Annotated in this window: 21 protein-coding genes and 2 pseudogenes; 13 read left to right on the top strand and 10 right to left on the bottom strand. The window is 61.2% G+C overall.

Features of this window, described 5'->3' with window-relative positions:
• The first annotated feature begins 54 nt into the window (after positions 1-54).
• On the top strand, positions 55-1,299 hold the full coding sequence (locus PMI35_RS05830) for a lipoprotein-releasing ABC transporter permease subunit (RefSeq protein WP_008064418.1): 1,245 nt from the start codon (positions 55-57) through the stop codon (positions 1,297-1,299).
• A 108-nt stretch (positions 1,300-1,407) separates the two neighbouring features.
• Here PMI35_RS05830 and PMI35_RS05835 read toward each other — a convergent pair whose 3' ends face one another.
• Together PMI35_RS05835 and PMI35_RS05840 are read right to left on the bottom strand one after the other, a co-directional pair.
• Positions 1,408-2,757: a heavy metal sensor histidine kinase gene (locus tag PMI35_RS05835; protein ID WP_008064417.1), complete on the bottom strand. Its 1,350-nt coding sequence runs from the start codon at positions 2,755-2,757 to the stop codon at positions 1,408-1,410.
• Positions 2,757-3,437 carry a heavy metal response regulator transcription factor gene (locus tag PMI35_RS05840; protein WP_008064416.1) on the bottom strand — a complete coding sequence of 227 codons (681 nt, stop codon included), beginning with the start codon at positions 3,435-3,437 and terminating at the stop codon, positions 2,757-2,759. The genes PMI35_RS05835 and PMI35_RS05840 overlap by 1 nt, the downstream gene beginning before the upstream one ends.
• A gap of 156 nt (positions 3,438-3,593) precedes the next feature.
• Between PMI35_RS05840 and copI the strand changes: the two genes are divergently transcribed.
• Both copI and queF read left to right on the top strand, forming a co-directional pair.
• On the top strand, positions 3,594-4,115 hold the full coding sequence (copI, locus tag PMI35_RS05845; protein ID WP_008064415.1) for a copper-resistant cuproprotein CopI: 522 nt from the start codon (positions 3,594-3,596) through the stop codon (positions 4,113-4,115).
• Positions 4,116-4,176: 61 nt separating this feature from the next.
• Complete coding sequence (gene queF, locus PMI35_RS05850) at positions 4,177-5,007, top strand: NADPH-dependent 7-cyano-7-deazaguanine reductase QueF (protein ID WP_008064414.1); 831 nt, start codon at positions 4,177-4,179, stop codon at positions 5,005-5,007.
• Between the two features lie 83 nt (positions 5,008-5,090).
• On the opposite strand, the gene PMI35_RS05855 is transcribed toward queF, so the two are convergent.
• Together PMI35_RS05855 and PMI35_RS05860 are read right to left on the bottom strand one after the other, a co-directional pair.
• Positions 5,091-5,354 carry a DUF4404 family protein gene (locus PMI35_RS05855; protein ID WP_008064413.1) on the bottom strand — a complete coding sequence of 88 codons (264 nt, stop codon included), beginning with the start codon at positions 5,352-5,354 and terminating at the stop codon, positions 5,091-5,093.
• A gap of 109 nt (positions 5,355-5,463) precedes the next feature.
• The gene (locus tag PMI35_RS05860) at positions 5,464-6,084 is read right to left on the bottom strand and encodes a hypothetical protein (protein ID WP_008064412.1); all 621 of its coding nucleotides are present in this window, start codon (positions 6,082-6,084) and stop codon (positions 5,464-5,466) included.
• Between the two features lie 198 nt (positions 6,085-6,282).
• Here PMI35_RS05860 and PMI35_RS05865 point away from each other — a divergent pair, with 198 nt between their 5' ends.
• From PMI35_RS05865 to rssC, 3 genes are all read left to right on the top strand, one after another.
• On the top strand, positions 6,283-6,972 hold the full coding sequence (locus tag PMI35_RS05865; RefSeq protein ID WP_008064411.1) for an MlaA family lipoprotein: 690 nt from the start codon (positions 6,283-6,285) through the stop codon (positions 6,970-6,972).
• Positions 6,973-7,301: 329 nt separating this feature from the next.
• A complete protein-coding gene (rssB, locus tag PMI35_RS05870) occupies positions 7,302-8,483 on the top strand; it encodes a two-component system response regulator RssB (protein ID WP_008064410.1) in 1,182 nt (393 codons plus the stop codon).
• Positions 8,483-8,965, top strand: coding sequence for an anti-sigma factor antagonist RssC (gene rssC / locus PMI35_RS05875; RefSeq protein WP_008064408.1), 483 nt, complete (start codon positions 8,483-8,485; stop codon positions 8,963-8,965). The genes rssB and rssC overlap by 1 nt, the downstream gene beginning before the upstream one ends.
• 217 nt (positions 8,966-9,182) lie before the next feature.
• Here the strand turns inward: rssC and tal are convergent, their stop codons facing one another.
• The 3 genes and pseudogenes from tal to PMI35_RS36000 all read right to left on the bottom strand — a co-directional run.
• Positions 9,183-10,109, bottom strand: coding sequence for a transaldolase (gene tal / locus PMI35_RS05880; RefSeq protein WP_008064407.1), 927 nt, complete (start codon positions 10,107-10,109; stop codon positions 9,183-9,185).
• A gap of 319 nt (positions 10,110-10,428) precedes the next feature.
• A pseudogene (locus PMI35_RS36005) lies at positions 10,429-10,941 on the bottom strand (methyl-accepting chemotaxis protein); the annotation flags it as partial.
• A 345-nt stretch (positions 10,942-11,286) separates the two neighbouring features.
• Positions 11,287-12,255 (bottom strand): annotated as a pseudogene (locus PMI35_RS36000) (HAMP domain-containing protein); the annotation flags it as partial.
• A gap of 531 nt (positions 12,256-12,786) precedes the next feature.
• Here PMI35_RS36000 and PMI35_RS05890 point away from each other — a divergent pair.
• Both PMI35_RS05890 and PMI35_RS05895 read left to right on the top strand, forming a co-directional pair.
• Positions 12,787-14,103 (top strand): Na+/H+ antiporter family protein, encoded by a 1,317-nt coding sequence (locus PMI35_RS05890; RefSeq protein WP_008064405.1) that lies wholly within the window; start codon positions 12,787-12,789, stop codon positions 14,101-14,103.
• Positions 14,104-14,206: 103 nt separating this feature from the next.
• A complete protein-coding gene (locus PMI35_RS05895; protein WP_008064404.1) occupies positions 14,207-14,368 on the top strand; it encodes a metallothionein in 162 nt (53 codons plus the stop codon).
• 27 nt (positions 14,369-14,395) lie between these two features.
• On the opposite strand, the gene PMI35_RS05900 is transcribed toward PMI35_RS05895, so the two are convergent.
• Together PMI35_RS05900 and PMI35_RS05905 are read right to left on the bottom strand one after the other, a co-directional pair.
• Positions 14,396-14,668: a hypothetical protein gene (locus tag PMI35_RS05900; protein WP_008064403.1), complete on the bottom strand. Its 273-nt coding sequence runs from the start codon at positions 14,666-14,668 to the stop codon at positions 14,396-14,398.
• Between the two features lie 29 nt (positions 14,669-14,697).
• Positions 14,698-14,925, bottom strand: coding sequence for a DUF6555 family protein (locus PMI35_RS05905; RefSeq protein WP_008064402.1), 228 nt, complete (start codon positions 14,923-14,925; stop codon positions 14,698-14,700).
• A 163-nt stretch (positions 14,926-15,088) separates the two neighbouring features.
• On the opposite strand from PMI35_RS05905, the gene selD reads away from it, so the two are divergent.
• Both selD and mnmH read left to right on the top strand, forming a co-directional pair.
• Positions 15,089-16,123, top strand: coding sequence for a selenide, water dikinase SelD (gene selD / locus PMI35_RS05910; protein WP_008064401.1), 1,035 nt, complete (start codon positions 15,089-15,091; stop codon positions 16,121-16,123).
• The gene (gene mnmH / locus PMI35_RS05915; protein WP_008064400.1) at positions 16,123-17,220 is read left to right on the top strand and encodes a tRNA 2-selenouridine(34) synthase MnmH; all 1,098 of its coding nucleotides are present in this window, start codon (positions 16,123-16,125) and stop codon (positions 17,218-17,220) included. Before selD ends, mnmH begins: the two co-directional genes overlap by 1 nt.
• Before the next feature lie 109 nt (positions 17,221-17,329).
• On the opposite strand, the gene PMI35_RS05920 is transcribed toward mnmH, so the two are convergent.
• Positions 17,330-18,004 carry a hypothetical protein gene (locus PMI35_RS05920; protein ID WP_008064398.1) on the bottom strand — a complete coding sequence of 225 codons (675 nt, stop codon included), beginning with the start codon at positions 18,002-18,004 and terminating at the stop codon, positions 17,330-17,332.
• A gap of 364 nt (positions 18,005-18,368) precedes the next feature.
• Here PMI35_RS05920 and PMI35_RS05925 point away from each other — a divergent pair, with 364 nt between their 5' ends.
• The 3 genes from PMI35_RS05925 to hemB all read left to right on the top strand — a co-directional run bounded on the left by PMI35_RS05925 (position 18,369) and on the right by hemB (position 21,053).
• Positions 18,369-19,082 carry a glutathione binding-like protein gene (locus PMI35_RS05925; RefSeq protein WP_008064396.1) on the top strand — a complete coding sequence of 238 codons (714 nt, stop codon included), beginning with the start codon at positions 18,369-18,371 and terminating at the stop codon, positions 19,080-19,082.
• Between the two features lie 18 nt (positions 19,083-19,100).
• Positions 19,101-19,943, top strand: coding sequence for a PhzF family phenazine biosynthesis protein (locus PMI35_RS05930; RefSeq protein ID WP_032832011.1), 843 nt, complete (start codon positions 19,101-19,103; stop codon positions 19,941-19,943).
• A gap of 135 nt (positions 19,944-20,078) precedes the next feature.
• Complete coding sequence (gene hemB / locus PMI35_RS05935; RefSeq protein ID WP_008064390.1) at positions 20,079-21,053, top strand: porphobilinogen synthase; 975 nt, start codon at positions 20,079-20,081, stop codon at positions 21,051-21,053.
• The last annotated feature ends 62 nt before the right edge of the window (positions 21,054-21,115 follow it).

Raw genomic sequence — 21,115 nt, 5'->3', positions numbered from 1 at the left:
CGGCGGCGCTGAAAAGCCCGTCGGGTCTTTTATTTTTATACGGTGCCCCAGCCAATGTTCAGACCGTTATCGATCTTTATCGGCACGCGCTATACCCGCGCCAAGCGCCGCAATCGCTTCGTTTCCTTCATCTCGATGACCTCGATGATCGGCCTCGCCCTGGGCGTGCTGGCGATGATCGTGGTGCTGTCGGTGATGAACGGCTTCCAGCGCGAAATGAGCTCACGCATCCTCGGCATGGTGCCGCATGCGACCATCGTCGGGGTCAATCCGATCGACGATTGGCAGCCCGTTGCGGCGGCCGCGATGAAAAACCCGGAAGTCACTGCCGCCGTGCCGTTCACCGAGATGGAAGGCATGCTGTCCTACAAGGGCACCATGCAGCCGATCCAGGTCAGTGGCGTCGACCCGGCGCTGGAAGGCCAGGTGTCGATCGTCGCCAAGCACATCGTCCAGGGGCGGCTGGATGCCCTGAAGCCGGGTGAGTTCGGTGTGGTGATCGGCGAAATCACGGCGCGCCGCTTTCGCCTGAACGTGGGCGACAAGATCACCCTGATCGTGCCGGAGGTCAGCAATGCGCCGGGTGGCATCACCCCGCGCATGCAACGGCTGAACGTGGTTGGGGTGTTCAAGGTCGGTGCCGAACTGGACGGTTCGATGGCGCTGATCCACGTCGCCGACGCGGCGCAAATGCAGCACTGGGAACCCAATCAGGTACAGAGTGTGCGCCTGGCGGTGAAGGACCTGTACGCCGCACCGCAAGTGTCGGGCGAGGTCGCAAGCGGGCTGGGCGCAGCCTACAAGGCTGACGACTGGACCCACACCCAGGGCAGCCTGTTCAGCGCCATGAAGATGGAAAAAACCATGATTGGCCTGTTGTTGCTGATGATTGTCGCGGTGGCCGCGTTCAACATCATCGCCACGCTGATCATGGTGGTGAACGACAAGGGCGCGGACATCGCGATCCTGCGCACCATCGGCGCCACGCCGCGACAGATCATGGCGATCTTCATGGTGCAGGGCACGGTGATCGGGTTTGTCGGCACCTTGATCGGTGGCGTGCTGGGCGTGATTGCGGCGTTGAACGTCAGCGCCATGGTCGGTTGGGTCGAGCGGGTCAGCGGGCAGCACATCTTCAGTTCCGATGTGTATTTCGTCAGCAACCTGCCATCGGAGTTGCAGGGCGCGGATGTGGCGCTGATCTGCACGGCGGGTTTTGTCATGAGCTTCCTGGCCACGGTTTACCCGGCGTGGCGGGCGGCGAAGATCGAGCCGGCTACCGCATTGCGTTATTCGTAACCCATTACACCGTCATCGCGAGCAGGCTCGCTCCCACAGGGGATTTGTGAACGCCGCAGATCCAATGTGGGAGCGAGCCTGCTCGCGAAGGGGCCGGACCTGCCGGCCTCATTCTTCCCTTGGTAACTCGATCAAAAATCTGGTCCATCCCTTTTCCGATTCACAACGAATCTGCCCACCATGGGCGCGGACAATCGACTGGGTAATCGCCAATCCCAACCCCGCATGCTCGCTACTGCCTTCATGGCGCGCCGGATCGGCCCGGTAGAAACGATCGAACAGGCGCGGCAGCAGCTCTTCTGAAATACCGTCACCGCTGTTTTCGACCATCAGCTTCAAGCCCTTGGGCTGATCGACAATCCGCACCCGAACCTCACCCCCGGCCGGAGTAAAGCGCAACGCATTGTCCAGCAGGTTGGACAGCGCCCGGCGCAACATGCTGCGGTCGCCTTCCAAACGGGCATCTCCGTCACGCTTTAGTGTCACCCGCGCGTCTTCGGCCAGGGGCGCAAAAAATTCCAGCAACAGGTCCACTTCCTCTGCCAGCTCCAGCGGTTCGCGCTTGGGCATCAACAGGCCGTGATCGGCCTTGGCCAGGTAGAGCATGTCGTTGACCAGTTGCGCCATCCATTGCAGCTCTTCGAGGTTGCTGTGCAGCGCTTCGCGGTAATCCTCGAGGGGGCGAGGGCGGGTGAGGGTGACCTGGGTGTGGGTCAGCAGGTTCGACAACGGGGTGCGCAGTTCATGGGCGATGTCGGCGGAGAACGCCGACAGGCGCTGGAAGGAATCGTCGAGACGCCCGAGCATGGCGTTGAAGTGATGCGCCATTTCCGCCAGCTCCGGCGGCATGTCTGCTTCCGGCAGGCGTGCGTTCAGCGATTGCGCCGAGACACCGCTTGCGACTGCGCTCATGCGGCGTAACGGTCGTAGCCCGCTGCGTGCGGCCCAGGCGCCGAGCAGGGCGGTGGCCAGGGCGGACAGGCCGACGGTCAGCCAGATCAGGTGTTGCATGCGCTGCAGGAAATGCTGGTGATGTGTGATGTCCAGCAGCAGGCTCAGTTGCGGTGAATCGGGGTTGTCGGGGTACAGCGGCGCGTTCAGCACGCGATAGTCGGTGCCGTCGTGGCTCACCGTGGACAAACCGGGCTGACGCGGCAAGGCCTGCGGCAGGCGCGTGGAGCTGTCATACCAGCGGCGGCCATCGCGACCACTGATGCGCAGCGACAGATCGGCCTGGCGGCTCAATTCGTCGGCCAGTCGGGCGTCACGTTCGCTTGACTGAATGTCCGGCAGCGCCCGTCGCAAGCCGGTCAGCTTGCCGTCCAGCAACTGCTGATCGAGTTCGATGAAGTGCGCCTCGCTGGCGCGGCTGAACAGCACGCCGGCGAACAGCGAAACCACGGCGGTGCACGCGGCGAACAGCAAGGCCAGGCGAGCGCTCAAGGACAGCCGGCGCATCAGCACTGACGCTCTTCCAGCACATAGCCCATGCCGCGCACGGTATGGATCAGTTTGTTGGGGAACTCGTCGTCGATTTTCAGGCGCAAACGGCGGATCGCGACTTCGATGACGTTGGTGTCGCTGTCGAAATTCATGTCCCAGACCTGCGACGCAATCAGCGATTTGGGCAGGACTTCGCCCTGGCGCCGCAGGAGCATTTCCAGCAGGGCGAACTCCTTGGCGGTCAGGTCGATGCGCTGGCCGCCGCGCTCGACCCGGCGGCGGATCAGGTCAAGGCGCAGGTCGGCCAGCTGCAGGCTGGTTTCCTGAGGGGCGCTGCTGCCCCGGCGCAACAGGCTGCGCACCCGGGCGAGCAATTCGGAGAAGGCGAACGGCTTGACCAGGTAATCGTCGGCGCCCAGTTCCAGGCCGTGTACCCGGTCTTCCACGGCATCCCGGGCGGTCAGGAACAGCACCGGCGTGTCGAGGCCGGCGCTGCGCACCGCTTGCAGGATCTGCCAGCCATCGCGCCCGGGCAGCATCACGTCGAGAATCAGCAGGGCATAGTCGCCACTCAACGCCAGTTGCTGGCCAGTGCTGCCATCGGCCACCAGTTCCGTATTGAACCCGGCCTCGGTCAGGCCCTGGCGCAGGTAATGGCCGGTTTTCGGTTGGTCTTCGACGATCAGCAGTTTCATGGGCGACTCGGGCTAAATGGAACGACAGCGTTATACCGTGGGCGACGACGCTGCGGGCCTTGCTGACAAAGTTGTAATCTGGCTGTCAGGTAACGGGCAGCGGTGTCAGTTTAGAGTTTTCCACAGGCTGAACCTTAATCATGTTGGAGTACTTCGATGTTTTTGCGTAAATCCGTGTTGCTGGCCAGCTGCCTGTTGGCGCTGGGTTCCCCGGTGTGGGCGGCTTCAAAGGCTACCTATGATTTCGGTCAACCGGCGCCTGCAGCCAAGGCGACCCGCAGCGTCGAGGTGGTCATGGCGGACATGACGTTCACCCCCAAGGCTATCGAGATCAAGGCGGGGGAGACGGTGCGTTTCGTGCTGGTGAATAAAGGCCAGCTGCTGCACGAATTCAACCTCGGCGATGCAGCGATGCATGCCAGGCACCAGCAGGAAATGTTGCAGATGCAGCAAAACGGCATGCTCACGCCTACCGGCATGAAGCCAATGGACCACGCTGGCATGGCCGGCATGGGGCATGCCATGCAGCACGACGACCCCAACAGTGTGCTGATAGAACCGGGCAAGACCGCCGAGCTGACCTGGACCTTCAACAAGGCCAGCAGTCTCGAATTTGCCTGCAACATTCCCGGTCATTACCAGGCCGGCATGGTGGGCAAATTGACTGTCAGTCAGTAAGCACTCAAAGGCTGCGGCAAAGGCTGGTAGAATCCGCTGATTCTTCAGTCAGGTTTCCGCCATGCATCCCGCAGCCGAACACTCGCCGCTGGGCAAATCCAGCGAATACATCGCCACGTACACGCCGTCCCTGCTGTTTCCGATCCCGCGTACCGCCAAGTGGGCCGAGCTCGGCCTGACGGCCCAGACACTGCCGTACAAGGGCGTGGACTTCTGGAATTGCTTCGAACTGTCGTGGTTGTTGCCGTCGGGCAAGCCGGTGGTGGCGATCGGCGAATTCAGCATCCCGGCGGATTCGCCGAACATCATCGAGTCCAAGTCGTTCAAGCTCTACCTCAATTCCTTGAACCAGACGCCATTCGCCGACACCGCGAGCCTTGAAGCGACCATGGCCAAGGACCTCTCGGCCGCGGCCGGCAAGGCCGTGGGGGTGCGCATCCGCAGCCTGAAAGAGGTCGAGGCCGAAGGCGTGGTGGCATTGCCGGGTGTGTGCATTGACGATCTGGACATCAGCGTCAGCAACTATGAGCACCCGCGCCCGGAACTGTTGCGGTGCGATGAGTCACGCATTGTCGAAGAAAGTGTGCACAGCCATTTGCTCAAGTCCAATTGCCCGGTGACCAGTCAGCCGGACTGGGGCAGCGTGGCGGTGGAGTACCGTGGTGCGGCGCTGGATCACGCGAGTTTGCTGGAATACATCGTCAGCTTTCGCCAGCACTCGGACTTCCATGAGCAGTGTGTGGAGCGGATTTTTCTTGATCTGCAGCGGTTGCTCAAGCCTGAGAAATTGACGGTGTACGCGCGTTATGTTCGGCGGGGCGGGCTGGATATCAATCCGTATCGCAGTACCGAAGAGGTGCAGTTGCCGAACCATCGCCTGGTCCGTCAGTAAGATCAAAAGATCGCAGCCTGCGGCAGCTCCTACAGGGGAACGCATTCCAATGTAGGAGCTGCCGCAGGCTGCGATCTTGGGGTTCAGATCCCCATGCTGTGCAGGGCTGTGCCAATCTGGCGCAGGGTGGCCGCGAGGGTCGGGTGTTCGATTTCGAAGCGATCGACAGCCAGATTGACGTTATCGGCGAGGTTGACGTCCTTGGTTTTGGTTTCGAGCTCAAGCTCAAGTTCGATCTTTCGCATCAGCGCGTTCAGGTCTTCGCGCTCGGCCTCGGTCAGCGGGGGATTCTTGTCCAATTGCTCGCGCAGGGCATTGAGCTGGTCTTGCAGTTCGCGGGCAGACATGGCGTTCTTCCTTTTATCGATAGGCACTGGCATAGACCGCGACGGCGCGCCAAAGGTCTATGGCTTACCTTTAGATTAATCCACTCGCGCGTTGCCTGCATGATCTCTATCAGGGCTTTTCGCCCTTGAGTCGACGCAAGCTGATGTCGGCCAGGCAGGTGTCCAGTTCACCCAGGTGATCGATCACCGAGTGCACGCCCAGGCCGAACAGCTGCACCGTGGCCTTGCTGCGCTTGATGTCGCGTTCCTGCGCGGACAATGCCTGCCATTGCGCAGGCGCCAGCCCGCAGAGCGAGCCGCAGGAGGCCAGGCCAATGGTCCACAACCCGGCATTGAGTCCCGATTGCAGTAGCCGCGGTTCGCCACTGACCAGCACGCAGCCATCCAGCCGTTCGATGCCCAGCGCCATCAAGGCTTGCCAGCACGCGTCGGGCGCCGGCCAGGGTTTGATTGTTGCGGAATGTTGCGAGGATTTGATCCACTGCGGCAGGCCGATGGCCAGGCCCTGGCTGATGGTGGAGGAGAGCTCATCGAGCCAGGCGCAGGGAATCTGCTGGTGCTGCAGGCTGTGCAGACTGTCCAGGGCGCCGGGGGTGGCCTGCGCGTGATCGGCGCCTGGGCTGCCCTGAAGGTGCGTACGAGCGCCGAAATCCACCAGGCAGCCACTCAGGCCAAACAGCACGGCAGTCAGGTTCGGCGCGGTTTGCGGGGTGATTTCGGCGTGCGGCATGTCAACGTCCCTGAAATAGCCTCAAGGCTAGAGCGCGACGGTGACAGTTGAGTGACACTGCCGTGATTGGCGCGTATTCGGCGTCGATCCTGCCGGTGTGCGGGCCCAATGCTGCCTAATGTGGCCGATCCGTCTTATACTAGCGGTCTTTGCGTCGGGCCATGTGCCCTGCGACAGTACATTTCCAAGGAGTTTTCTATGCGCTGGAGCAATCATCTCGCCCGGCTTTGTGTGTGCGCAAGTGCGCTATTGGTTCCGTTTGTTGCCCAGGCAGCCTCGGAAGATGATCCTTGGGAAAGCATCAACCGTCCGATCTTCAAGTTCAACGATGTCGTCGACACCTATGCCCTCAAGCCTCTGGCCCAAGGCTACCAGTTCGTGACGCCACAGTTTCTTGAAGATGGCATCCACAACATGTTCCGCAACGTCGGCGATGTGACCAACCTCGCCAACAATATCCTGCAGGTCAAACCCGCCGCGGCGGGTGTCGACACCGCGCGCCTGATCTTCAACACCACCTTCGGCGTGCTGGGCTTCTTCGACGTCGGCACCCAGATGGGCCTGCACCGCAACGACGAAGATTTCGGCCAGACCCTCGGCTACTGGGGCGTTGGCAGCGGGCCTTATGTGATGCTGCCGCTCCTGGGGCCAAGCACCCTGCGTGATGCGCCGGCCAAATACGTCGATGGCTACACCGGTCCTTATCCGTACATCCACGACGTGCCGGTGCGTAACTCGATTTTCGGCCTGAACATCGTCGATACCCGGGCGGACCTGCTGTCTTCCGAGAAGTTGATCACGGGCGACAAGTACACCTTCATCCGCAACGCCTATCTGCAGAACCGTGAATTCAAGGTTAAAGACGGCCAGGTCGAAGACGATTTCTGATCTCGACCGGTAAAAAAGAAGGCGGCCATCGAGCCGCCTTCTGCATTTTTATTGCCGGATCGACCTTTCATTGGGTTTCGGTTTCGGTGGTTCTTATAACTCCCGGTGATTTCAAAAGTGCGGGCGCCAAGCGACCATCGGTGTGAGCTTGAAACGCCTCGCGGATGGGAGTACCGTCTGCGCCTTAGAAGGGCACCTCTGGTGTACATGTAGATCGGGTCAATGCTCGAAAACAGTGCAGCAGAGAGGCTAGAAAGCGAATCCAGTAGTCAGAGCCGGGCGAAAATCCGAGCCGCTACGCCAACCTAATTCTGGCGCCGTTTGCCCACATGCCAAAAACCAGTGCCACGCTGCTGATAATCGATGATGACGAGGTAGTGCGCGCGAGCCTCGCGGCCTATTTGGAAGACAGTGGTTTCAGCGTCTTGCAGGCCAGCAATGGCCAGCAGGGTCTTCAGGTATTCGAGCAAGACAAACCCGACTTGGTCATCTGCGATCTGCGCATGCCACAGATGGGTGGGCTCGAACTCATCCGCCAGGTCACCGAGCTGTCGCCGCAAACGCCGGTGATCGTGGTGTCGGGTGCCGGCGTAATGAACGACGCGGTCGAGGCCTTGCGCCTGGGCGCGGCGGATTACCTGATCAAGCCTCTCGAAGATCTGGCCGTGCTCGAGCACTCGGTGCGTCGGGCCCTGGATCGTGCGCGCCTGCTGGTGGAAAACCAGCGGTACCGCGAGAAGCTGGAAAAGGCCAACCGCGAGCTCGCCGCCAGCCTGAACCTGCTTCAGGAAGACCAGAACGCCGGTCGCCAGGTGCAGATGAACATGCTGCCGGTCAGCCCCTGGGCTATCAACGACTTCAAGTTTGCCCACCAGATCATCCCGTCGCTGTACCTGTCGGGTGATTTTGTCGACTATTTCCGGGTCGACGAGCGCCGGGTGGCGTTCTACCTGGCGGATGTTTCCGGGCATGGTGCCTCTTCAGCCTTCGTCACCGTGCTGTTGAAATTCATGACCACGCGCCTGCTGTTCGAGTCCAAACGCAGCGGCACCTTGCCGGAATTCAAGCCGTCTGAGGTCCTTGGGCATATCAACCGGGGCCTGATCAGTTGTAAGCTGGGCAAACACGTCACAATGGTCGGTGGAGTCATCGACGAGGAGACAGGTTTGTTGACCTATAGCATCGGTGGTCATTTGCCGTTGCCTGTGTTGTACACACCCGACAGTGTCAGTTATCTGCAAGGGCGTGGTCTGCCGGTAGGCCTCTTCAATGAAGCCACCTACGAAGATCACGTGCTGGAATTGCCGCCGACGTTCAGCCTGACGCTGATGTCTGATGGCATTCTGGACCTTTTGCCGGAACCCACACTCAAAGAAAAAGAGGCTGCCTTGCCCGAACGGGTCAAGGCGGCAGGCGGCAGCCTGGATGGTCTGCGGCAGGTTTTTGGATTGGCCACGCTAGGGGAGATGCCGGATGATATCGCCCTGTTGGTGTTGAGCAGGAATCTTTGATGAGTACCGGTAGAATCCAGTTCGCCGAGCAGGACGGCACCTTTGTCCTGAAATTCGTCGGTGAAGTTCGCCTGACCCTGTGTTCGGCGTTGGATGCGACTATTGAAAAAATCTTCACCGCGATGAATTTCAACGCGATCGTGATCGATTTGACCGAAACCCGCAGCATCGACAGCACGACCCTGGGCTTGTTGGCCAAACTTTCGATCCTGTCGCGGCAGAAGGTCGGGCTGTTGCCCACCGTTGTCACGACCCACGAAGACATCACCCGACTGTTGCAGTCGATGGGGTTCGAGCAGGTGTTCAACATCGTCGACCAGCCGGTGCCATGCCCGGAGTGCCTGGACGACCTGCCCGATCAGGATCAGTCGGAAGAGGTGGTGCGGATCAAGGTGCTTGAAGCGCACAAGATCCTCATGGGCCTGAACGACTCCAATCGTGAAGCCTTTCATGACCTGGTGAATGCGCTGGAGCGGCATTGATCTCTTAAGGGGATGTTGACTGGTAGGCCGCCATCGCTGGCAAGCCAGCTCCCACAATGTCTTGCGCCAAGCATACATTCTTGGGCACAACAGAATTCCTTGTGGGAGCTGGCTTGCCAGCGATGGCGGCCTGACACTCGCTACAAAACACAACGTAGCGCACACAAAAAAGGGCGAACCCACCAAGGTTCGCCCTTTTTGCATGACGCGATTCAGATCACAGCTTGGCCTGCAGCAGCGCCTCCAGCTTCTCCTGGTCACGGGCGAACTGGCGAATGCCCTCGGCCAGTTTCTCGGTCGCCATGGCGTCCTCGTTGGACAGCCAGCGGAATTGCGCTTCATTGAGGTTCAGGCGTGCTTCACCGGCACTGCCCGGTGCCAGCTTGCGTTCCAGCTTGCCGGTGTCTGCCGCCAGCTTGTCGATCAGGTCCGGGCTGATGGTCAGGCGGTCGCAGCCGGCCAGTTGCTCGATCTGGCCGAGGTTGCGGAAGCTTGCACCCATGACCACGGTCTTGTAGTCATTGGCCTTGTAGTAGTTGTAGATGCGCGTCACCGACTGCACGCCCGGATCGTCTGCGCCGACGTAGTCGTTACCAGTGGCTTTCTTGTACCAGTCGTAGATGCGGCCCACGAACGGCGAAATCAGGAACACCCCGGCGTCGGCGCAGGCAGCGGCCTGGGCAAACGAGAACAGCAGGGTCAGGTTGGTCTGGATGCCTTCCTTTTCCAGGATCTCGGCAGCGCGGATGCCTTCCCAGGTGGAGGCGATCTTGATCAGCACCCGGTCGCGGCCGATGCCGGCCTTTTCGTACAGCTCGATCAGACGGTGCGCGCGCTTCAATACGGCGTCAGTGTCGAACGACAGGCGTGCATCCACTTCGGTGGAAATACGGCCAGGAATCACCTTGAGGATTTCCTGCCCGACGGCGACGCCAAAACGGTCGCTGGCCAGGCCCACATCGCCCTTGCAGTCGCTGACGCATGCGTTCAGCAGCTCGGCATAAGCGGGAATGGCCGCCGCCTTGAGCAGCAGCGAAGGGTTGGTGGTGGCGTCCACGGGTTTGACGCGAGCGATAGCTTCGAAGTCGCCGGTGTCGGCAACCACAGTGGTCATCTGTTTGAGTTGTTCCAGCTTGGAAGTCATGGGCGTGCTCTGTCCTATGGGTCTGATGACATTACCCGAGCGCTGACAGCCACTCAAGGGCATGTACGTGTATCGATGGCCCCGGTGGCAACAACTGCAAAACGGCTGTTTGAATGGCGGGGCGCGGTATCGGTAGATTCGATGCCGAAACGCCGCGCAGGTTCCGGGCAACTGACCGGTTGTGCTGCAATCTCATGTACGACAGATAAACCTGTGGGAGCGAGCCTGCTCGCGATGGCGTCGTGTCAGTCGACATCAATATTGACTGACACCACGCCATCGCGAGCAGGCTCGCTCCCACAGTTGATCGGTGCGTTGGTTAGACGCGGAACTGATCCATCAAGCTCTGCTGCTGGTTCGCCAGGCGATTGAGCGACTGGCTCACCCGCGCCGATTCGTTGGCTTGCCCCGACAGCGATTCGGTGACGTCGCGGATGGTCGCCACGTTGTGGTTGATTTCCTCGGCCACGGCGCTTTGCTCTTCAGCGGCGCTGGCGATTTGCAGGTTCATGTCGCTGATCACGGTGACCGCGTCGCCGATCTGCTGCAGTGCCGTCACGGCCTGGCCAACCTGTTCGACGCTGTCCTGGGCCTGGCGGTGGCTGTTGCCCATCGAGCCGACCACGTCCTGGGTGCCGCTTTGCAGCTGTTCGATCACGAATCGGGTTTCTTCGACCGACTCCTGGGTACGGCGCGCCAGGTTGCGCACTTCATCGGCCACCACGGCAAAGCCGCGCCCGGCTTCACCGGCACGGGCGGCCTCAATGGCGGCGTTGAGAGCCAGCAGGTTGGTCTGTTCGGCAATGGCGCGAATCACTTCCAGCACCGAACCGATTTTCTCGCTGTTGGCCGCCAGGCCTTCGACCTGGACCATCGCCGCGCTCATGTCAGCGGCGAGGTTGTCGATGCTGGTGGTGGTGCGGTCGATCACGGTCAGGCCCTGGCGGGTAGCCTGATCGGCATCCCGCGCCGCCTGTGCCGCTTGGGCAGCGCTGCGGGCGACGTCCTGGGCGGTGGCGCTCATCTCGTGGGAGGCGGTCGCGACCTGGTCCACCTGACGGTATTGCTGCTCCATGCCGGCGCTGGTCTGGGTGGCGATGGCGGACGACTGGTCCGCCGTGCCGCGGGCGTCCTGTACCGAGCGCTTGACCTCGGCAATGATCGGTTGCAGCTTGTCGAGGAAACGGTTGAACCAGCCCGCCAGTTGGCCCAACTCATCCTGCTTGTCATACGCCAGGCGGCGGGTCAGGTCACCTTCGCCGCTGGCAATGTCCTCAAGCATGTGCGCCACGCCCAGGATCGGTCGGGTCACGCTGCGCGCCATCAGCCACACCAGCAGCAAGCCCACCAGCGCCGCAAGAATGCCCAGGCCTAGTTCGGTCAGGGTGCCGGCGGTGTTGCTGTCATCCAGTTGTTTTTTCAGGGCCTCGGCCGGGCCGACCAGGACTTTTTCCGGCACGTCGAGCAATACGCCCCAGGCTTTGCCACCGGGAATCGGCTGGAACGGCGACAGTACCTTCAATTGCTGAGCGCTGTGCAGGCTGGCGGTCTTGCTGCCGGTGGCGAGCATGCGCATCAGCTCGGCGCCGGTGCGGGTGTCCACGGCTTCCAGGCGCTGGCTGAGCTTGCTGGCGTCCTTGCTGTAACCGGCGAGCAGGCCGGCGGGGCTGACGATGCTGACGCTGGTCTGGCCGTCATAGAGCTTTTGGCTGGCGCTCTGGCTAATCGCTTGCAGGCTGTTGAGGTTGATGTCCACCGATAGCGAGGCGATGACCTTGCCGTTGACCATCAACGGGAAAACGATGCTGGTCATCAGCACGTTCTGCCCGTCGATCACATAGAAGTACGGTTCTATCACGCAGGGCGTGAGGCGGGTGCGCGGGCAGGTGAACCAGGCGTTGGCCGGTTCGCCGCTGGGGCCGGTGCGGGTGTCGGCGATGTCGCTTTCGGGCAGCGCCATGGAGGTCACCTTGCCCGGCGTCGGCTGCGACCAATAAAGGGCGAAACGGCCCTTGTCATTGCTCCCCAGTTCGGCCTGGCCGCTGAACAGATCGTCCTTGCCATCCAGTGCGTTGGGTTCGAACACCAGGGACAGGCCGAGCAGCTCGGGGTTGGCTTGCAGGGCCGACTTGACCTGGCGGGTCATGTCTTCGCGCAGGTCGAAGGCATCGAGGAAGCGTTTTTCGGCCTGGTCGCGCAGGAACAGCACCTGGCGAGAAAAACCGTGGCCATATTGATAAGCGTCCATGAACTGCTGGCGGATCATCAGCGCCTGGTTTTCACCCTGCGACTCGATCCGGGCCTGGGCGGCTTCGGTCAGCATCTGCACGCTCGAGGCTTTCACCAGCGCGGAGCTGTGCTCCATGCGGTACAGCGAAAGACCCACCAGCAGGGTCACGATGCCCGCGAGGCACAGCCCGGCCAACAGGGTGATTTTCCATTGGATGGAAAGTTGTCTGAGCGACATGGACGCGTCCTTATTCGATAAATATCTGCGACTTTGCTCTGTAACGGCCATAAAGCCGCTTTCTTGAGGCAAATCTTGTCGCTTGAAGCTTGCAGCTTGCCGCGGCTTGCTTCACAGTGCGCGCCCTCTAATAAAACCCATTCCCTTATCCGCTGGCGGCTCTCGCAGACTGCCGGCCGGACTCTTTTCGCTTGCCCAGAGGTAACGATAATGAATGCAGTAATTGCCGCGGTCGGCATCATGCTGATACTCAGCCTGTCCCGCGTGCATGTGGTGATCGCGCTGATCGTCGGGGCGCTGGTGGGTGGCCTGACCGGCGGCCTTGGCATCGACGCAACCCTCAAGGCGTTCAACAGTGGCCTGGGCGGTGGGGCGACGGTGGCGTTGTCCTATGCGTTGCTCGGTGCGTTCGCGGTGGCGATTGCCAAGTCTGGACTGGCCCATGCCCTGGCGGACAAGGCCCTGGCGATGGTCGACCGGCAGCATGCCAATGGCGGTGGCCAGGTCAAATGGCTGTTGATCGGCCTGTTGTGGGTGGTGGCCATCGCTTCCCAGAACATTCTGCCGATTCATATCGCGTTCATTCCGTTGCTGGTGCCACCGCTGCTGTACGTGTTGACCCGGCTGCAGCTCGACCGCCGATTGATCGCCTGCGTCATGACCTTCGGCCTGATCACCCCGTACATGTTCCTGCCGGTGGGCTTTGGCAACATCTTCCTCAATGAAATCCTGCTGGCCAACGTCGCCCGCAGCGGCGTCGACATCAGCGGCATCAACGTGACCCATGCCATGGGCATCCCGGCACTGGGTATGTTCGTGGGTCTGTTGATCGCGTTTGTCAGTTATCGCAAGAAGCGCGTCTACGACCTGGAAAAGATCGAACAGGTCGAGCAGGTCGCGGTGCAGTACAACCCGCTGAGCCTGATGGTCGCTGGCGTGGCCATTGCCGCGGCGTTCATCATTCAGTTGCTGCTCGATTCGATGATCATCGGCGCGTTGGTGGGCTTCCTGATTTTTTCGGTGTCGGGCATCGTCAAGTGGCGTGACACCGATGACCTGTTCACCGAAGGCATGAAGATGATGGCGATGATCGGCTTCATCATGATCGCCGCGTCCGGCTTTGGCGAAGTGATCAAGGCCACCGGGCAGGTGCAGACGCTGGTCGAAACCTCGGCCTCGTGGATTGGTCACAGCAAGGCCGTCGGCGCTTTGCTGATGTTGCTGGTCGGCCTGTTGGTGACCATGGGCATCGGTTCGTCGTTTTCCACCGTGCCGATCCTGGCGGTGATTTTCGTACCCCTGTGCGTGCAGCTGGGCTTCAGCCCGATCGCCATCGTGTGTATCGTCGGCACAGCGGGTGCATTGGGCGACGCCGGGTCGCCGGCGTCGGATTCAACCCTGGGGCCGACCTCCGGCCTGAACATCGACGGCCAGCATCACCACATCTGGGACACCGTGGTCCCGACGTTCTTGCACTACAACCTGCCATTGCTGGTGTTTGGCTGGATGGCGGCGATGGTGCTCTGAGATCACCTCGACAAGGTCTGGCTGTCCCCTCATCAACTCCTACACTGGTACAACGGGCTGCTCACCCAGCCCGCCGACGACCACTGCCAAAGGAGTCAGCGTGATGACCGATGAGAAAAGTAAATGTGACTGTCCGAAATGCAACTGCAAGCTCGGCGAACATCCGATCGTGCGTCACGGCAAGCATTACTGCTGTGAAGCCTGCGCCAAGCACCACGAGCACGGCGAAGAGTGCGCGCATGAAGGCTGCAAGTGTGCCCACTGACACTGGCCGCACACCGGGACGTGGGGCCTAGTCGGGCTCCACTTCCAGTTTCAGGCTGTCGTCGTCGAGCCGTTGGCTGTGGCGCACGGTGCCTGCCAGGCAGCGGCCATTGACCCTCAACACCACGGTCTTGGCCTGCTCCAGATCCTCCGGCAGTGGTGCGGGTATGCGCACCGCGAAGCGCATCGGGTCACCTTCGACTGATTCCAGGCCGACCCGGCATTCAGTGCTCTTGGTAACGCGGCCGAATAACGTATCCAGACCGTAGTCCAGATGTGCAGGGCTGCTGACGATGGTCATTTCATTCCCCCCAATCCTTCGCTTGCGGGCTAACCGGCCGGCCGCCACTTGACGTTTTCCACGCCGAATTTTTCCGCCATCGGTTTGCTGGTCTTTTGCACTTTTTCACGGCCAAAGCGAGGGATTCTTCCGACCCCCGCGTCGCAGCTCGCCCAATGCCAGGCCTCCGCGTTGTCCATCTTGTCCAGGCGGATGATGAACGACTTGGGGGCGCCATGAAGAGTGTATTCAATGACGAACAGTTTTGCGTTGTTCATAGAGCCTTTGTTCCTCCCTGTTGTACATAGAGGGATCCCTGGGCGTTCGGAAAATTCATTCGGATTGTCGGACGGTGCCTGTCGGGAGCGTTTCTCGAGCTCCCGCAGGGGCAGTGAGTGCTCTGCTAGAATCGACCCCATCCGACCCAGTGAGGTGTCACCGATGAGCGAGCCGATCCGCCTGACCCAATACAGCCACGGCGCAGGGTGTGGCTGCAAGATTTCCCCCCAGGTGCTGGAAGTGATCCTGGCCGGCAGTGGGGCGCAGAATCTTGATCCGAAATTGTGGGTTGGCAATGCCTCGCGCGATGACGCGGCGGTGTACGCCATCGATGACGAGCGTGGCGTGGTGTCGACCACCGACTTTTTCATGCCGATCGTCGACGATCCTTTCGATTTCGGGCGTATTGCCGCCACCAATGCCATCAGCGACATCTACGCCATGGGTGGCGATCCATTGATGGCGATCGCGATCCTCGGCTGGCCGGTCAATGTGCTGGCGCCGGAGATTGCCCGGGAAGTGATTCGCGGCGGGCGCTCGGTATGTGATGAGGCCGGGATTCCCCTGGCCGGCGGGCATTCGATCGACGCACCGGAGCCGATCTTCGGCCTGGCTGTCACCGGGCTTGTGCAAAAACGCCACATGAAGCGCAACGACACGGCCAAGGCCGGCTGCCTGTTGTACCTGACCAAGCCCTTGGGCATCGGCATCCTCACCACGGCGGAAAAACAGGGCAAGTTGCGCGGCGCCGATGTGGGCCTGGCCCGCGACTGGATGTGCACCCTGAACAAGCCCGGCAGCCGGTTCGGCAAGCTGGACGGTGTAGCGGCGATGACCGATGTCACCGGTTTCGGCCTGCTCGGGCACCTGGTGGAAATGGCCGATGGCAGCGGCCTCACTGCACGCATCGACTATGCCCGGGTACCGCGCTTGCCGAGTGTCGAGTATTACCTCGAAAAGGGCTGTGTGCCAGGTGGCACCTTGCGCAATTACGACAGCTACGCCAGCAAGCTCGGGCGTCTCCAGGAGCTACACAAGCGCGTGCTGTGCGACCCGCAAACCAGCGGCGGCCTGCTGGTCGCCGTGACGCCCGAGGGCAACGCCGGGTTTCTCGCGGTCGCCCTTGAACTGGGGCTGAACCTGGCGCCCATCGGCGAGCTGGTCGAGCGACAGGGCCACGCGGTCGAGGTGTCCTGATGCCTGCCGACTGCACCGATTACCGCGACATTTTTCTCAATGACCGGCCAATGATGGACGTGCGTGCGCCGGTCGAGTTTCTCAAGGGCGCGTTCCCCGGCGTGATCAACTTGCCGCTGATGAATGATCACGAACGGCAACGGGTGGGCACCTGCTACAAGCAACACGGGCAGCAGGCGGCGCTGGAACTGGGCCATCAGTTGGTGTCCGGCGCGATCAAGGCCGAACGCATTCAGGCCTGGGCGGATTTTGCCCGGGCCCACCCTGATGGCCTGTTGTATTGCTTTCGCGGCGGCCTGCGCTCGCAGATCGTCCAGCAATGGCTCAAGGAAGAGGCGGGCCTCGACTATCCGCGGGTCGGCGGCGGCTACAAGGCCCTGCGCAGCTTCCTGCTGGAAACCATGGATCAGGCCGTGGCCCAGTGCGATTTCGTTTTATTGGGTGGCATGACCGGCACCGGTAAAACCGAGCTGCTCACGCAATTGGACAACGGGCTGGACCTTGAGGGGCATGCCAACCATCGCGGCTCCAGTTTCGGCAAGCGGGTCACGGGCCAGCCGTCCAACATCGACTTCGAAAACCGCCTGGCCGTGGACGTGCTGAAAAAACGCGCCCGCGGCATCGAACAGTTCGTGCTGGAAGACGAAAACCGCGCAGTCGGCAGCTGTGCCTTGCCGTTGCCGTTGTATCAGGGCATGCAGCAGTTCCCGATGGTCTGGCTTGAAGACAGCCTGCAAGGGCGGATAGAGCGGATCCTGCGCGATTATGTGGTGGACTTGTGTGCCGAGTTCATCGCCGTGCATGGCGATGAAGGTTTCGTGTTGTTCTCCGAGCGTTTGCTGGCGAGCCTGGATAATGTGCAAAAACGTCTGGGCGGCGAGCGGCACCGGCGCATGCTGATCCTGATGGAAGAGGCGTTGGCGGAGCAGGGGCGTAGTGGTGCGGTGGATTTGCACCGAGGCTGGATCGAGGGGTTGCTGGTTGAGTACTACGACCCGATGTATGTGTTTCAGCGGGAGAAGAAAGGGGCGCGGATCGAGTTTGCCGGGGAGCGGGGGGCGGTGTTGGAGTATTTGCAGCGGCGCCTTCGCCTGTAGGAGCCAGGCTTGCCGGCGAACCAGGCGCCGCGGTGTATCTGTCGTACCGCGTCATCGTTCTTCGCCGGCAAGCCTGGCTCCTACGGGGTTCTTGTCAGGCACCCAAAAATCAGGTCGGGCAAGTCTCCCGCCCATTATCCAGCCCCTGCTTGTAGCTGTGGCTCTGCAGGCTGGCCTTGCCGTTGTGCCAGGTCAGGGTCAGCACGTACAGCGAGTCATAGTCGCTGGATTCCCAGTCCTCGGTGATCTTCTGTTTCTTGCCGACGGCTTCACCGGCGACCTTGTTGATCAGTTCCGGCAGATAGCCGTGGGACCAGGCGGTGTAGATGACCGAGTTGTGGTACTTGTCGTGGAGCAGTTCATCGGCCAGGTCGCTGGTGTCGTTGGCCGAGAAGTTGATGTTCACCGGCAAGCCAAGCTTGATCGCGCTGGGGCTGATGGTCATCAAGGGGCGGATGTAGCTGTAGGAGTTGTCCAGTTCGCCTTCCTCGACGTTGCGCGTCGGGTTGGCGGCAAACACGTAGTCGGCCTTGCCGAATTTTTCCGGCAGCAGGGTGGCGAGGTCGATGGCGCGGTTCAAGCCCTGGCAATTGAGCTGGCCCAGGCCGCCCTCGGGTTTTTCCGCATGGCGCAGGAACACCAGGGTCTGGGTGCCATCCACCGGCTGGGCGCGGCTTTCGCTGGACTCCAGGGCCAAAAACAACGCGCTGGTCGCCAGCAGGGCGGGCAGGAACAAATACGCGCGGTGTTTGAAGTGTCGGGTGAATTTCAAGGGATTGATCATTGAATAAAAGGTTCTTCAGCGCATTAAGTTAAGGCTGACAAACCTTTGCACCGCGACTTTCCTGCGTCGGGTGTTTTCCATGTCGTGGAGCCGTTCCGTATCAAAGTGACGTATCTCAGAGTCCTCTGATGCCCATTTGGTTCGATTCCGGCCGAGAGCGCAGCACTTTACCGGTAACCTTTAGCGGGTTGGAGCAAAGGTTATCGACAGGATGTTGCGAAATTATGGACACCCTACACCCGCCGGCAGGCAAGCACAGTGATCTCGCTTGATCATGACCATCAGCGATATTCATGGCGCCACACACCGCAGCCCGGCTCATCTCCATTATGATCGGCAGTCTCAATTTCTCGTGGAGGCTCCCATGACCGATTTGTCTGCGTTCCCCATCACCCGCAAATGGCCGGCCCGGTACCCGGAATGGATTCAGCTGTACTCCTTGCCGACCCCTAACGGCGTCAAGGTCTCGATCATGCTCGAAGAGATCGGCCTGCCCTACGAGCCCCATCGCGTCGGCTTCGACACCAACGACCAGATGTCGCCCGAGTTCCTGTCGCTGAACCCCAACAACAAAATCCCGGCCATTCTCGATCCCCACGGTCCGGACGGCCAGCCGCTGCCGCTGTTCGAGTCCGGGGCGATTCTGATCTACCTCGCCGACAAGAGCGGGCAATTGCTGGCCCAGGAAACGGCAGCGCGCTACGAGACTATCCAGTGGCTGATGTTTCAGATGGGTGGCATCGGCCCGATGTTCGGCCAGTTGGGTTTCTTCAATAAATTCGCCGGCAAGGACTACGAAGACAAGCGTCCGCGTGACCGCTACGTCGAAGAAAGCCGACGCCTGCTCAGCGTCCTCGATGCACGCCTGCAAGGGCGCGACTGGATCATGGGCGAGCGTTATACCATCGCCGATATCGCGACCTTCCCTTGGGTGCGCAACCTGATCGGTTTCTATGAAGCCGGCGATCTGGTTGGCATCCAGAATTTCCCTAACGTCACGCGGGTGCTGGAGAAATTCCTGGCGCGGCCGGCGGTCAAGCGCGGGCTGGAAATTCCCAAGCCGAACGATTCGATCTGATCAGGACCAGGGATGGCCATGCATACATTCAATTTCAAGCAGGTCGATGTCTTCAGTCGCGCGGCGCTCAAAGGCAATCCGCTGGCGGTGGTGTTCGGCGCCGACAAGCTCAGCGATGAGCGCATGGCGGCGTTCGCGACCTGGACCAATCTCAGCGAAACCACGTTCATTCTCGAGCCGCAGGATCCCCGTGCCGATTATCGGGTGCGCATCTTCACCACCCTCAAGGAATTGCCGTTCGCCGGGCATCCAACCTTGGGCACTTGTCATGCCTGGCTTGAAGCCGGCGGTGTGCCCAAGGGCGAAGAGATCATCCAGGAGTGCGGTGTCGGTCTGGTGCGGGTGCGTCGGCAGGGCGCGGAGCTGGCGTTCCTCGCGCCGCCACTGCTCAGGACCGGGCCGGTGGACGACGGTCTGATGGCGCGTGTGCGGTTGGGCCTGGGGCTGGAACCTGAGGCGATTGTTCGTGCGCAGTGGGTCGATAACGGTGCGGGCTGGTTGGCGGTGATGCTCGCGGATCGCCAGCAAGTGCTGGATTTGCAACCGGATCATTCGCAGATGCTCGGCCTCGCAGTGGGTGTGATCGCGCCGTGGCACCCGGAACGCGATGGCGAGGACGCGCAGTTCGAAGTGCGGGCGTTCATTTCCGGTGACGGTATGCCTGAGGATCCGGCCACGGGCAGCCTCAACGCCGGAATTGCCCAATGGCTGCTCGGCGAAGGGCTGGCGCCTTCTCGCTACGTGGTCAGCCAGGGCCTGACCATGGGGCGCGCCGGGCGTATCCAGGTGGAACAGGTGGGGGATGACATCTGGATCGGCGGGGCGGTGGTGACCTGTATCGACGGTACGCTGAGCCTTTGAGACCTTTTTGGCAGCGATTATTGCCGACGCCGCAAGGGTCATTTCTCCCCGGCGATTTGTGCCCTGCGCCTTGCAGGGCATAAGCTTCGCTCCCTCTACGACTTTTATCTTGTTTCCCGTTTTTGAGGCATCTCCATGTCCAGTCAGTTCCCCGAAGCACGCCCCCGCCGTCTGCGCCGCAATGCAAGCCTGCGCAGTCTGTTCCAGGAAACCGAATTCAGCTTGAATGACCTGGTACTGCCGATTTTCGTCGAAGAAGAAATCGACGATTTCGTGCCGATCAAGAGCATGCCCGGGGTGATGCGCATTCCGGAATCGAAACTGGCGGGGGAGATCGAGCGTTATGCCCGCGCCGGGATCAAGTCGGTGATGACCTTTGGCGTGTCCCATCACCTGGACAGCAACGGCAGCGACACCTGGAACGACAACGGCCTGGTGTCGCGCATGTCGCGCATCGCCAAGGACGCCGTGCCGGAAATGATCGTGATGTCCGACACCTGTTTTTGTGAGTACACCGACCACGGGCATTGCGGCGTGATGCACAACCATGAGGTCGATAACGACCAGACCCTGCTCAACCTCGGCAAACAGGCGGTGGCCGCCGCCCGTGCCGGCGCTGACGTGATTGCCCCATCGGCCGCCATGGACGGGCAGGTCCAGGCCATTCGCCGCGCGCTCGACTCAGCCGGGTTCACCCAGACGGCGATCATGGCCTATTCGACCAAGTTCGCCTCGGCACTCTATGGTCCGTTCCGCGAAGCCGGCGGCAGCGCGCTCAAGGGCGACCGCAAAAGCTACCAGATGAACCCGATGAATCGCCGTGAAGCGGTGCGTGAGTCGCTGCTGGACGAGCAGGAAGGCGCCGACGCGCTGATGGTCAAGCCGGCCGGTGCATACCTGGACATCATCCGCGACATTCGCGAAGCCTCGCGCCTGCCCTTGTCGGCGTATCAGGTGAGCGGGGAGTACGCGATGATCAAGTTCGCTGCCCAGGCCGGGGCCATCGATGAGGATCGCGTGGTGCGCGAAAGCCTCGGCGCGATCAAGCGGGCGGGGGCTGATCTGATTTTCACGTATTTTGCAATGGACCTGGCACAGGCAGGGATCTGAAAAACACTGCCGGCAGAGAACGATGACGCGGTCTAATACAGGGTACATATCCATTGCTGCGG

It is taken from the genome of Pseudomonas sp. GM78 (assembly GCF_000282475.1).
Classification (GTDB): domain Bacteria; phylum Pseudomonadota; class Gammaproteobacteria; order Pseudomonadales; family Pseudomonadaceae; genus Aquipseudomonas.
This window is presented reverse-complemented; position numbering and strand designations above follow the sequence as displayed.